The sequence below is a fragment of the Pedobacter sp. NJ-S-72 genome, assembly GCF_053890575.1.
Map to the genome: position 1 here is coordinate 1,572,285 of NZ_CM132681.1, position 12,701 is coordinate 1,584,985.

General features: G+C 37.0%; 16 protein-coding genes and 1 pseudogene. 10 read left to right on the forward strand and 7 right to left on the reverse strand.

The features are described 5' to 3' along the window. Positions 1-9 precede the first annotated feature (9 nt). From ACWYN3_RS10420 to ACWYN3_RS10445, 6 genes are read right to left on the reverse strand one after another with little or no spacing between them, the layout of a single operon-like run. The gene (locus ACWYN3_RS10420; RefSeq protein ID WP_456221088.1) at positions 10-600 is read right to left on the reverse strand and encodes a RagB/SusD family nutrient uptake outer membrane protein; all 591 of its coding nucleotides are present in this window, start codon (positions 598-600) and stop codon (positions 10-12) included. A 10-nt stretch (positions 601-610) separates the two neighbouring features. Next, on the reverse strand, positions 611-2,476 hold the full coding sequence (locus ACWYN3_RS10425; RefSeq protein ID WP_456221089.1) for a TonB-dependent receptor domain-containing protein: 1,866 nt from the start codon (positions 2,474-2,476) through the stop codon (positions 611-613). Between the two features lie 35 nt (positions 2,477-2,511). After that, positions 2,512-3,021 (reverse strand): hypothetical protein, encoded by a 510-nt coding sequence (locus ACWYN3_RS10430; RefSeq protein ID WP_456221090.1) that lies wholly within the window; start codon positions 3,019-3,021, stop codon positions 2,512-2,514. Further along, on the reverse strand, positions 3,002-3,823 hold the full coding sequence (locus ACWYN3_RS10435; RefSeq protein ID WP_456221091.1) for a TonB-dependent receptor plug domain-containing protein: 822 nt from the start codon (positions 3,821-3,823) through the stop codon (positions 3,002-3,004). Before ACWYN3_RS10435 ends, ACWYN3_RS10430 begins: the two co-directional genes overlap by 20 nt. A gap of 3 nt (positions 3,824-3,826) precedes the next feature. Continuing rightward, complete coding sequence (locus ACWYN3_RS10440; RefSeq protein ID WP_456221092.1) at positions 3,827-3,967, reverse strand: hypothetical protein; 141 nt, start codon at positions 3,965-3,967, stop codon at positions 3,827-3,829. Between the two features lie 20 nt (positions 3,968-3,987). Continuing rightward, positions 3,988-5,211 carry a TlpA family protein disulfide reductase gene (locus ACWYN3_RS10445; RefSeq protein ID WP_456221093.1) on the reverse strand — a complete coding sequence of 408 codons (1,224 nt, stop codon included), beginning with the start codon at positions 5,209-5,211 and terminating at the stop codon, positions 3,988-3,990. A 647-nt stretch (positions 5,212-5,858) separates the two neighbouring features. Here ACWYN3_RS10445 and ACWYN3_RS10450 point away from each other — a divergent pair. Beyond that, on the forward strand, positions 5,859-6,188 hold the full coding sequence (locus ACWYN3_RS10450) for a hypothetical protein (protein ID WP_456221094.1): 330 nt from the start codon (positions 5,859-5,861) through the stop codon (positions 6,186-6,188). Continuing rightward, the gene (locus tag ACWYN3_RS10455; protein ID WP_456221095.1) at positions 6,185-6,460 is read left to right on the forward strand and encodes a hypothetical protein; all 276 of its coding nucleotides are present in this window, start codon (positions 6,185-6,187) and stop codon (positions 6,458-6,460) included. Before ACWYN3_RS10450 ends, ACWYN3_RS10455 begins: the two co-directional genes overlap by 4 nt. Positions 6,461-6,504: 44 nt before the next feature. Here the strand turns inward: ACWYN3_RS10455 and ACWYN3_RS10460 are convergent, their stop codons facing one another. Beyond that, the gene (locus tag ACWYN3_RS10460) at positions 6,505-7,647 is read right to left on the reverse strand and encodes a histidine decarboxylase (protein ID WP_456221096.1); all 1,143 of its coding nucleotides are present in this window, start codon (positions 7,645-7,647) and stop codon (positions 6,505-6,507) included. 164 nt (positions 7,648-7,811) lie between these two features. Between ACWYN3_RS10460 and ACWYN3_RS10465 the strand changes: the two genes are divergently transcribed. The 8 genes and pseudogenes from ACWYN3_RS10465 to ACWYN3_RS10500 all read left to right on the forward strand — a co-directional run bounded on the left by ACWYN3_RS10465 (position 7,812) and on the right by ACWYN3_RS10500 (position 12,600). Continuing rightward, positions 7,812-8,072: an Lrp/AsnC family transcriptional regulator gene (locus ACWYN3_RS10465; protein ID WP_456221097.1), complete on the forward strand. Its 261-nt coding sequence runs from the start codon at positions 7,812-7,814 to the stop codon at positions 8,070-8,072. A gap of 34 nt (positions 8,073-8,106) precedes the next feature. Next, positions 8,107-8,283: an Lrp/AsnC ligand binding domain-containing protein gene (locus ACWYN3_RS10470; RefSeq protein ID WP_456221098.1), complete on the forward strand. Its 177-nt coding sequence runs from the start codon at positions 8,107-8,109 to the stop codon at positions 8,281-8,283. Positions 8,284-8,415: 132 nt separating this feature from the next. Continuing rightward, positions 8,416-8,949, forward strand: coding sequence for a GNAT family N-acetyltransferase (locus tag ACWYN3_RS10475; protein WP_456221099.1), 534 nt, complete (start codon positions 8,416-8,418; stop codon positions 8,947-8,949). Positions 8,950-9,009: 60 nt separating this feature from the next. Beyond that, positions 9,010-9,339, forward strand: coding sequence for an ArsR/SmtB family transcription factor (locus ACWYN3_RS10480; RefSeq protein ID WP_456221100.1), 330 nt, complete (start codon positions 9,010-9,012; stop codon positions 9,337-9,339). Positions 9,340-9,377: 38 nt separating this feature from the next. Beyond that, positions 9,378-9,911 carry a DUF6428 family protein gene (locus ACWYN3_RS10485; RefSeq protein WP_456221101.1) on the forward strand — a complete coding sequence of 178 codons (534 nt, stop codon included), beginning with the start codon at positions 9,378-9,380 and terminating at the stop codon, positions 9,909-9,911. 13 nt (positions 9,912-9,924) lie between these two features. Beyond that, on the forward strand, positions 9,925-10,344 hold the full coding sequence (locus ACWYN3_RS10490) for an arsenate reductase ArsC (protein WP_456221102.1): 420 nt from the start codon (positions 9,925-9,927) through the stop codon (positions 10,342-10,344). A 13-nt stretch (positions 10,345-10,357) separates the two neighbouring features. After that, positions 10,358-11,442: pseudogene (gene arsB, locus ACWYN3_RS10495) on the forward strand (ACR3 family arsenite efflux transporter). Between the two features lie 222 nt (positions 11,443-11,664). Further along, positions 11,665-12,600, forward strand: a complete 936-nt coding sequence (locus tag ACWYN3_RS10500) for a carboxypeptidase-like regulatory domain-containing protein (RefSeq protein WP_456221103.1) — start codon at positions 11,665-11,667, stop codon at positions 12,598-12,600. The last annotated feature ends 101 nt before the right edge of the window (positions 12,601-12,701 follow it).

Here is a 12,701-nt window from a genome sequence, read left to right on the forward strand (position 1 = left end):
TTGCTATAGTTATATCTTTAATGATCTGACCATAAGACCTTTAAGACTTGCTCTTACGGAAGGTGTATTGATAGCTGATTTTAATCTAAGTGGAATCCCCGGAAGCTGACCAGCATTTTGTTTATCATATTGTGCAGCAAATAGTTTAGTCAGGTTATAAAATGCAAAGCCACGATAAAAATACGAGATTCCCTTAAGCCTATTCCACTCCTTTTTATCTTTTTCTGGTGGGTTAAGTTTTTCAAGTGTCTCCAGAGCTATATTAGCATAAAAAACCTGCTTATAAGGAATGGACCAATCGGTCACATCGACTTCCCCCGGATAAATATCTTTTTCCCATAAATAGCTATTTCGTTCAAAAATATCCAGGACTGACAATGTACTTTCATCCGTTATATATTCATCACCACTTATCACATGAAGACCAGGAGAAATATTAAATACCTGACTACTATTATCAAGCAATTGCTTAACATCAAGTAAGGTTTCAGGGATCAGTAAAGCTTTATCAGGCTTTTTATCTAAAAAACCCTTTTTGCAGGCTATCAGATTCAATGTAATTAATAATAATAAAAAGCCATTATATAGTTTGTTTCTCATATTTATATCATTAAAAATCAATTTTCAAACCCAAAGCAATAGTTCTTGGTAATAGTATATATTGATAATCCGGATCAATATTTTTATTATTTGCAGTCCAGATCAGACCAATATTATTCGCATAGATAAAAATCTGAGCATGCATAAATGGTAAGGTCTTGATATTCTCTTTTGAAAAATCATAACTTATCTTCACATCCTGCAAACGAAAATGGTCCCCCTTTTCTACCAATACCTCAGAATATGCGTAAAAATCATTCTGGTTGAAGTTTCTAACTGCTGGCAATGAAGGAATTTGTGTAAATTTCTCATCCCCGGGCTTCTGCCATCGCTTGCCAAAATCTCCATGCCCACCCATTCCCTGAAGGATATTACTATAATTGACTGAATTACGTCTAAAATAATACCCTAACCTAAAGCTCACATTGGCGGAAACAGAGAAGTTTTTATAAGAGAATGTATTTCTGATTGCTCCATAGTAACTAGGCCGGGACGGCCCATTATAAATGATTTCTTCTAATTTGGTGTTTTGAACAATCTTATCGTAATCATTACTAACCTTCCCATCAAGATACCCTTGCGCATCCCCTGTATTACCATTTAAGCCAGCCCACTTATAGCTGTAAATAGCATACAAAGGCTGACCAACTATCGGAAAGCTGCCGTCAACACTACCAGCGAGGTAATTAGCAACTAATACTTTAACATCATATTGACTAACCACTTCTTTATTGTAATTGAAAATGAGATTTGTATCCCACTTGAACGCTCTATCAATATTCCTGTTATTAACCGTTAATTCTACACCTTTGGATCTTGTACTGGCGGTGTTACTTCTAAAAACGGCCACACCGGTAGAGCTGGGGAACGGTGCATTGCCTATCAGATCCAGACCATACTTATGATAAAAATCAATAGTCCCGGAGAAAGTGTTTCCTTTACCTCCAAAGTCCAGCCCCACATTAATAATTTTAACCCTCTCCCATCTCAGCTCTGGATTCGGAGGGTTTATAATACGGGCAAAAGGTAAACCTGTGTAGGTCCCACTACCATTTTCATACTTAGCGGTTGTATAGCCAGAAATACTTTTATCAATATTTCCATTATAACCATAAGTCAATCTCAATTTTAAGTAGGGAAGCCAGGTCAATTTATAAAATTTCTCCCGATCAATATTCCATCCTATTCCTGCTGAATATAAGGGAACGCTTTTTTGATTAGTTTTCACCCCAAAAAGGTTACTCTGATCTATTCTGCTACTGACGGTCAGCGAATACTTTTGCCTCCACGTATAAGCAGCATTGGCATAAAAAGATAAAAAGCGATCAGTTAAATCATTTCCCATTTCACTATTGGGTACCTGTATAAGATTATCTTCATTATAAGATTGCGGAAACCGATTTATATAATCTACCGGTTTACTAATTGCGTGAACGTTATCGTAACCATATAAACGATATGAATTACTCCTGCTGTTCATATTGTTAATTTCGTAACCTCCTAATGCAGTTAACTGATGGCTACTACTCCAGTTTTGATTAAAGTTCAACTGGGTTCTGAAATTATGATGGTTAGTTTCTGAATAGCTTTTATCCAATATATCACCTAAAGGAATATTTCTGGTCAGGCTTCCATCAGGATTTATAGCAGTAAAACTGTTAATCAAATTACGGGTATAGTAACTGTCAGCTAATCGCTGAATATTATATTCGCTGTTACTGCGGGTATACTGATACAAAACCTCAGCTCTTAAAGTGGGGAATAATTTATAGTTTATCCCAAAGTTAAGTCTGTAATCACTAGCCTTATTATCATTTTTGATCCGATTGATCTCCTCCAGAGGATTAAAATTCCAATCCAAAAACCCTTTTTTCACTGAGGATGTCAGAAATGACTGTCTGTAGCCACTTGTTATACTAAGAGGATTACCCCGGTCTCAGCTAATCGTGCTAATCGTGCATAAGGATAAACAGATGAATTGTTGAATCTGATAGCAGACTCTCCGCTATTGTTATTCTCAGTTTTACTATTTGTAAAATAAACACCCGTCGTCAACTCCATCCTATCTTTCAATACTTTGAATGTATGATTCGCATTTAAACTGAGTCTTTTGTATCCATTACCTACCAGACTGCTCTTATTCTCATCATAACCGACAGATAAATTAAAACGCTGATTATCTTCGCCACCCATTATACTGATTGCATACTGCTGATTAAAACTGTTCCGGTATAAATACCTGCTGATATCCCGCCTTACATCCTGATCTTTTAAAGCGCTGATCTGACCATCAGCCTCTTTTCCCTCTATTTTACCATCTCTTTTTGCAATCAACAATTCAACTACGGGTGATATCGGAGCATTGATAAGCGAATTTTCCACATTTTTATAGAACCCCTGGTTAAATAATTTTTGCTCCATTTCGATATAATCTGCAGAAGTCATTTTTAGGTTCAAAAAAAAGATCAGGTCTTCCGCTTGTTACCACATTCGCATTAAATGATATTTTTAGCGGCTGTTTGTATTTTCCTTGTTTTGTATTGATTACGATAACACCGTTACCAGCTCTGGCCCCCCAGATTGAGGCCGCCGCCGCATCCTTTAAAACAGTTATGTTATCTACATCATTTGGATTAATATCATTGATATCACCTTCATAAGGAAAATTATCGATAACAATCAATGGCTTTTTATTAGCAAAAAGGGTACTCTGTCCGCGAATGCTAATGCTGTTTTCTCTTTGTGCAGTAGTCGTATTCTTATTAAAGATCAACCCCGGAACCACATCAGCCAGTCTGCTAAGCACATCCGTACCTACACTTCTATTAAATAGTTTATTATTGACTACCGAGAAAGATCCAGTAGTCCGTTCTTTAGCTATTTTTTGATAACCAGTACTGACGACAATGTTTTTCAGTTGATTCTCTTCTCTTTCCAAATTGACTATCAGATCATTGGGGTATGGAAACCCCAGTGTGATTTTTTTTGATCTATATCCCACATAGCTGAAATAAAAATCACGAGCCCCATCTGGAGCATGTATAGTAAATTCTCCCTTATCACCAGTAACATATACCTTGTTACCCGGATCTATCTTTATAATTGCACCAACCAAAACTGACTGGTCTTCTCCAGATAGTACTTTACCTCTTAAAGGCTGCTGAGCCATACCTGCTAATGCAAGTATTTGCAAACTCAGCAAAATACAGATACATCTGATCATGATTTATTTAATCAGCTGTTTTTCACCTTTTTTATTAGATAGAGGTTCCTTCATAGTATCACTTATGATGAGCATTTCCAGCTTTCGTTCTACCTCTTTAAACTGCAATCCATACTCCTTGATTGCTGCATTAACCTTATTCATATTTCCCAAACCACCTTTAATCAAGATGTCAACTTTGCCTTTATAGTGAGTTTCATCAATAATCGGCATTGGAGAAGTTGCTGATAGAAAAACTGCAGCTGATCAACAAAAGCCTCCAGGGAAATATTTTCGAGTTTCATTCCGGTCGGATCAAAATCCATAACTGGCTTAGCCAAAGGATCTTTTGTTTTGATCTTATCATCTGAAGTTGTCCGGGTAAGTGCCAGACATTTAACCATTCGCATTTCTACCTTTGCCTTATATTGAGGAAAGAATCGTTTTAAATCTTCTTTCATAATCTGAAAGAACTGATTAGCCATATAAGCAGGAACAAATAACTCATAAGTGAATACGTTTCCCTGCTTCATCCATTCCGTTGCAGGCGCACCTTCCATATCACAGTTCAATTTACCAGCATCTCTCACTTCAAATACAACACGATTACTATTGTTGAATTTAAAACTTCCTTCACCGTAGGCACATTTATAGAACCATGGAATACTACTATTAAATATGACCACCCGCTTACCTTGTGTACGGGTAGATGGCCCGAAAAAACCACCATTGCCCAGATCATCACTATACCCGGCAAAGACTGAATGATAGACCAGATTCTTTCCATCACCACCGTTATTATTGATTAAGAATGGTTTTGTACGGTCGAAAGGCACTTTACTGATCACATCAGCTTTCACAGCCAGCTTCATAGTTTTATTAGTCAGACTTTCTGTAATAATCGCTTCCGTTATTTCATCATCCCCCGTAATAGCCTTCACTATCCCATCCGGCCCTATCCATACATAATGTGGCAATTGCTGATGGGGAAATAAAAGATGAAGATCCTGATCTTCAAAAATTGAGGGAATGGTATACCCTGCTTTCTGCTGTTCTGTAAAGAGGGTCAGAAAAGGCAATACTTCCTTTTCCGCCTGATAAGTCACAGACAGGAACTGCAGCTTTCCATCAAATTTGCGCTGCAGCAAATCCATTTTAGGCAGCATAGCCACGCAAGGAGAACACCAGGTAGCCCAGAAATCAAGGATCAGTAACTTTCCTTCAAAATCTGAGATCTTAGCCGTTTTTGTTTTTTTATAGTTATGCATATTTTTCAGCAGAATATCCGGTACCTTCTGCCCTATCTGCAGCCCGTTTTTATTTGGAACAACAGGTTTATCCTGCTGTGTATAGCCATTAAAATTTAGGCATAGCAGAGCCAGTACGATGTTTATCGTTAATTTTTTCATTGTGGTTTCGATTAAAATTGATAATTGGTTGACATCCTTATCCCCGGTTCAGGATAAAGAAAATTAACAGCCAGCTCATGGCTATTTACTAATGATCAATCAGGTGGTTCAATGATTTTGACGTTTTTTACATTCATTTTGAAGTGATATATTTAAGATTTACCAGAATTCTGAAAAAGCAAGCCCATTAAGCTTATTCTAATGAATAAGCAGATCAGTTTCAAACCCATAATTACATGAGTTTTCAACGACAGCCCGTTTAAATTAAATTATGCGTATTAGTGATTCTCATTTATATTTGAATAATATAACGAGTCTTTTAGTCAGATTCACTCTATGAAGAGAGCTAGCCAACCGATGCGCTACCTTACCAAGCCAGCATAAACACAGCCTGACATAGGATTGCACGAGATGTAACAGTGTATAATCTATCATCTCTCCTGATATTTAAATCAGTTTTTGTAAATGAGATCATTGACACAATACCTAAAAAAAAATAAAGTATTTCAAAAAATATTTATTATTATGTCTCTTTATATCATTATAATTTCTATTTAAGTAAAATCATATAGTAAATATACGACTATAAAATTAGAATGCAAATTATTTGAATAATTTTTAGGACTAATTATTTATTCCTTTTGATCATGGATGATCAAAACACATCTGATTATAACAAGGCAATCAGAACACGCTTGCTCAGAATTATGGAAGTAGCTGGATTAGAGAGAACTGGCTTAGCTGAATTCACTAAAATTTCAGACAGCCATTTATATGCCCTGCTCAACGGAACAAGAAATATTACAGGAGAAATAGCGGATAAAATTGGTGCGGGATTTAAATTACATGGGGGGCACAAATCCTCAATCTCAACTTCGAAATCCCTGCTCAAATCAGAAAATCTGCCGCACTACTTGAATTTTATGAATTGTATTCAGGCAATCCGGAATTTTTTATTGAGACTAAAGCTACAATGAAAGACGCCTATTACATTGAGCATACATTATTATACACCTCATTATTTGAGAAATCAGTATACGTCTGGCAAGTAAAGGAAGCCTGCAAAGAAGACAAGAAAAACCTCACAAGCAAACAGATTTCTCAGAAATTGAACTACCTGGTTCAGAAAAAAAAGCTGATCGCTACCAAAAGAAAATTGAAGAAAAAGAATGGGGAGGATGGTGACAGAGAGGTCCTTGTTTATCGCAGAACTGATACAGATCAAATTGATCCGGTGGAAAAAAAGTAAAGGCAGAGAATCCACATTCTCTGCCTTCTGAATTAACTTATTAACTAACCTATAACCGGTGCTTTCGCAACCAGGTCTTCTTTTAAATCAGCCACAAAGTGGTCGATTTGTGCTTTACTTACGCCAGGCATACAAATCACATGACTATTACCATCTTCAGTTGCAATCTGCCATTTTTGTCTTAAAGCAATTGAAGGTGCAGGAAATACAACAGTAAGTGCAGATGGATTAGTCCATGCTTTAACACCAATATCATTCAGGCTTTTAACTGTATAAGCTGCAATTTCCAGACATTCGAGTGCACGTTGCTTCAATCCTTCCTTACCTAGTTTCTTAATCGCATACCACATAAAAATAGGACTATGACCATTACGGCTACCAGTAATTGTCGTATCTACTGTTCCGATATAAGGAATAGCCTTCCCTATTCTGTCTTTATAATTCTTTTTTACCAATACCAGTCCGCAAGGAATAGGCGAACCGATAAATTTATGTCCGCTAATAGCCATGCTATCTGTACCATTATCGAAATCAAATCCTGGTTTAAGATCCAGTAAAGCACTATACGTACCAGCTAAAGCAGCATCACAATGGATATAATGATTTTTAATCGCCTGTCTGCGCAAAATCTGCTGAATCTGCTGTAAATCATCTTTAGCTTCCATCATCGTTGTACCAATGTTTGCCAGGATAATTACAGGCTGATCACGGTGCATCTGTACCATTGCATTTAGATCTTCATAATCCATTTCTCCGTTTGCCTGCGTTCTTATCACAATACTGCGCAGATTAAGCAACTGGATATTCTTTTGCACACTATAATGAGTCGCTTCTGAATAGTAAACAATACCATTTGGATACAATTCTCTTGCTACATACAAACCATATAAGTTACCTTCAGAACCGCCATTAGTAACATATCCCCACCAGTTCTTTGCAGGTGCGTTAAATAATTCAGCGAAGAATTCCAGCACTTCAAGCTCCAGAGAACGGGAGTTCAGATCGTAGGTTGACTCAACCCATGGATCTCCGACGTTATTCAATGGCAATTTAAGCAGCGGATATAGTTCAGAATAATCGAAATCCTGCGCAATTGGATATCCGATAAAATATTTTGAGCGTTCCTCAGCCATTTTCATGTAAGTACTCAGACGATCATTATCCTGAGTGTTTAATTGTGTTTTCATTTGGTGGTCTGTCTATATATGGTATTTAATTCTTCAAAATTAGACACATGCAATATTATTTTCTTTGATTAAATGAAATTCAGAAAAAACAACTGTTTGAGAATGCTATCACAGTAAAAAACATCATATTTGTCACTTACTAAATCCTATTTCAGTAAAATACAATGATTGATAAATTAGATAAACTGGACACCCGTATATTAAATATCCTCCAAAAAGATTCTTCGTTAAGCACAAAAGATATTGCCCACCAGATTGGACTCAGTGTTTCTCCTACGCACGAGCGTATCAAAAGGCTCAAAACAGAAGGATATATTGAAAAATACGTAGCTTTAGTAAACCGGGAAAAACTCGGCAAACACTTACTTGTACTCTGCACGGTCACGCTAAAAGAACAATCCATCGAAACGCTAAAATTTTTTTGAGGAAGCAGTTATTCAATTTAAAGAGGTCCTGGAAGTGTTATGTATCGCTGGCGGACAGGATTATTTACTAAAAATTGTGGTTGATGACGTGGATGATTATCACACTTTTGTGGTTACCCACCTCTCCTCTTTATCCAATATATCTACTTTAAGCAGCAGTTTTGTCTTAAAAGAAATCAAGCGGGAAACCGCATTTTATCTTAATCCATAAAGTCATCTTAACGAAGAAGAACCTTAAATATAAATAGCAATGAAACCATCATGTGCAGCAGAACATCAACCGAAATGAGCAAAATCGGGTAGCACATGATAGCTTCATCACCATTAAAACCAAATTATACTGATGAAAAATCTGGATTTCTCAAATTTCCCCCAATTAAGCACTTCACGCCTAAAATTAAGAAAGCTGGAAGATGCTGATGCCCCGGCGATCCATGAACTGCGTTCGGACCCTGCTGTCAACAAATTTATCGGAAGAACAGCATCAACCGGAATAACTGATGCTTTAACTCATATAGCCATGATTAACAAGCTTATACAAAACAACAGCAGCGTTTATTGGGCGATCACCCTTAAGGACACACTGATAGGTACCATCTGTTTGTGGAATATCGATATTCCCAAACAAACTGTCGAAATTGGCTACGAATTAATTCCCGGATACCAGGGCAAAGGACTGATGACCGAAGCTATAAAAGCTGTGATTCATTATGGATTTGAAGAAATAAAGGCAGAAATTATTACAGCCTTCCCCTCTACTGATAATATCAGCTCAGTCAAAATCCTGGAAAACAACGGTTTCAAATTAAGTGATGAACACTACGCTAATTCACATGAAACGGTTGAAAACATACTTACCTATCTATTGAAAAAATAAATTAATAATGAAATCGTTTGGATAGCATAAATATACATCGTAATATTGCAATATATAATTATGGGACTTACAAGGACAGAAATATTTACAGACGAGCAAAATCAGTTGTCACAATTGCTAAAAGCAATGGCACATCCTGCTCGTATAGCTATCCTGCAAAGGATCTTAAAATCAAATACCTGCATTTGTGGTGATTTAGTAGAAGAATTAGGTTTAGCACAAGCAACAATTTCTCAGCATTTGAAAGAACTTAAAAATGCAGGTATTATACAAGGGACGATTGAAGGCGTTAGCGTATGCTATTGCATCAATCCAACAGTCTGGAAACAATTAGAATTACAATTAGGAGCTTTTCTTGGATCGTACAAAGGCGAAACAAACTGCTGTTAACCTTTTTTTAACCTCATCAATCGTTAAATTGCAATATTATGAATATAACAGAATTAACTAACTGGAACGACTTTAAAACAACATTACAACAGAACCCCGATCTGATTCTGCAATTTCAATATGCAGCAGATCAATGGGTAGATGCATCTTACCATATCACTGAAATCAAACAGGCACCTATTGTTTCTGTAGACTGCGGCGGCGTCATGAATTCATGGACAGAAATAATAGTTCAGCTATGGGAACCAGAAGTTAAAGACAGCGAAAGAGCTATGCAGGTACAGAAAGCATTATCAATTGTTAACCTGGTAGAGAAATCTCTGCCCCTAAATCCTTTAGGCATAGTAAAGATAGAATTTGGAAATTCAGCTTATGATACCAGGCAAATGTATCCGGGTAAGATAACAGTTGAAGGTGAAAATCTGGTTGTTAACCTTACACCAGATTTTACACAGTGTAAAGCAATTGGAAGAGGTGAAAGTTGTGGACCTGCAGTTGAAAAACCAAAATTCCAATTATTCAATTTAGCCGATGAAGGTCAATCGTGTGCACCTGGTTCCGGATGTTGCTAACTCAATCATCAATATGAAAAAAGTATTAGTATTATGCACAGGCAACAGCTGCCGGAGTCAATTAGCTGAAGGTTTTTTAAGATTTTTTGCCGGTGACAAAGCAGAAATTTATAGTGCAGGAATTGAAATCCATGGCGTAAAATCCAAAGCAGTTAAAGTGATGGATGAAATCGGAATCGATATATCAGCTCATACTTCCAATAATGTAAATGAATATACCAGCATCGATTTTGATTATGTCATCACAGTTTGTGACAATGCAAAAGAGAGCTGTCCATACTTCCCTTCTAAAGCGCTTAAATTCCACTATAATTTTCCTGATCCGGCAAAAGCCACAGGAACTGACGAAGAGATTATGCAGGAATTCAGAAAAGTCCGGGACATGGTCAAAGATTATTCTCTAACATTTGTCAAACAAAAACTCAATCACTAAAAATCAGAACAGAATGAGTGCCAGCAATTGCGCCCCTGCCAGTGACAGAAAGAAACTCAGTTTCTTAGACCGCTATTTAACTTTATGGATATTTCTTGCAATGGCTACAGGAATCGGAATTGGATATTTTGTGCCTTCTTCTTCAGGTTTTATCAATTCATTTTCCAGCGGAACAACGAATATACCTTTAGCTATTGGTCTCATCTTAATGATGTATCCACCATTAGCAAAAGTTAAATATGAAAAAATGGGTGAAGTATTTAAAGACACCAAAGTCTTAAGTATTTCACTTATTCTAAACTGGGTAATTGGCCCTCTTTTAATGTTTTTTCTGGCGATTACCTTTTTAAGGGACTATCCTGAATATATGATCGGGCTGATCTTAATTGGTTTAGCCAGATGTATTGCCATGGTTGTTGTATGGAATGAACTTGCAGATGGGAACAGAGAATATGCAGCAGGCCTGATCGCCTTAAACAGCATCTTTCAAGTATTATTATACAGTGTTTTCGCTTACATGTTTATTACTGTATTACCTCCATATTTTGGCCTTAAAGGTTTAGAAGTTAATATTACTATTGCGCAAATTGCAAAAAGCGTAGCTATTTACCTTGGTATTCCTTTTGCAATGGGTGTAATCAGCAGATACACGCTGATTCTGATAAAAGGCGAAGAGTGGTTCCAGACTAAGTTTGCACCTCTAATCTCACCAGTCACACATTAATTGCGTTATTATTTACCATCGTAGTCATGTTTAGCCTGAAGGGCAGCTTAATTGTTCAGATCCCATTTGACGTTATACGTATTGCAATACCGCTTGTCATCTATTTCTCTATCATGTTCACCCTTAGCTTTTTTGCCGGGAAATATTTTGGAGCCGATTATTCAAGAAGTACAGCCATCGCATTTACAGCTACAGGCAATAATTTTGAACTGGCTATTGCTGTTGCCATTGGCGTTTTCGGAATTAATTCAGGTCAGGCTTTTGCCGGAGTAATTGGCCCATTAGTAGAAGTCCCGGCACTTATTGCTCTGGTCAATCTCGCTTTCTGGTTCAGGAAGAAGTATTACAGTCCTGCTATAAATCAAACTCCCTGAACCAATTTAAGCAAAAATTCAATTGTTATAGGTTTTGGTATATTCCATCTTAGATATGTGTTATTAAATATTTTTCTTTCCTAATTTAAAATCGCGTAGAAATGTAGCGATTTTCCTTAAAAAATATCACCACTCATCCTGTTAATACTACCGCTCGTCGGCTTTGCCATTGTTTCCGTCACATTACCCGCCATATTCGTTCTGTAATTAAAGACAAACGCTATGCAACCTATTAAATTAACACTCTTCTTCCTTTTCTTTTTCACCCTGACCAAAGCACAAACAAAAATTTCAGGTGTACTAAAGACTACCAAAGGCATACCTGTAGCCAATGCTAATATCAGCTTAAGGAACAGCTATGATGGTACATCTACGGATAGTACAGGAAGATTCATCTTCACTACTTCAGAAACTGGTTTAAGATTCCTACAGTATTCTGCTTTAAATTTCGAGAAAGATTCTGTTCAGATTAATCTCGGTAAAGAAAACATAACAATTAACCTGACCATTAAAGAAGCACCTAATTTATTGCAAACGGTAAGTATCAGCGCAGGTTCCTTTATTACTGGTGATAAAAGAAAAGGTGCCATATTAAGTTCCATGGATATTGCAACTATTGCCGGTTCCCGCGCAGATATATTCGCTGCAATGCAATCCCTGCCAGGCGCACAAACTTCTTTTTCCGAAAGCGGACTTTTTGTGAGAGGTGGTTCTGCCTCAGAAACGAAAACTTATTTTGATGGAATGCTGGTTAAAAGCCCGTTTAATGCAACGGTTCCTGATCAGGCATCAAGAGGTCGTTTATCTGCTTTTCTATTTAAAGGCACCTCTTTTTCTGCTGGCGGATATTCTGCTGAATACGGCCAGGCACTATCCTCAGCATTGGTTCTGGAAAGCACTGATCTGCCCGAAAAAACAACAACCGGGATATCATTATTATCTGTTGGCGGAGGTATTGATCAAAACATAAGATTCAAAAATAGTTCAATTACAGTTGGCGGTTATTATTACAATCTTTCACCTATTTATAGCCTCATTAAACAAAATCATGATTATGTTAAAGCTCCCGAACAATTGGGAGGCAATATTCAGTACAAATCGAAAACCTCAGAAACAGGATTCAAAAAATTTATGCATCCTATAGCCGAACCAACCTAGCGCTGTACACGGCTAATATTGACACGCCCGCTACCCCAAAATATTTCAGCAATCATAACCTGAACATATATATCAATTCTACTTATAAAGAATACTTTGGC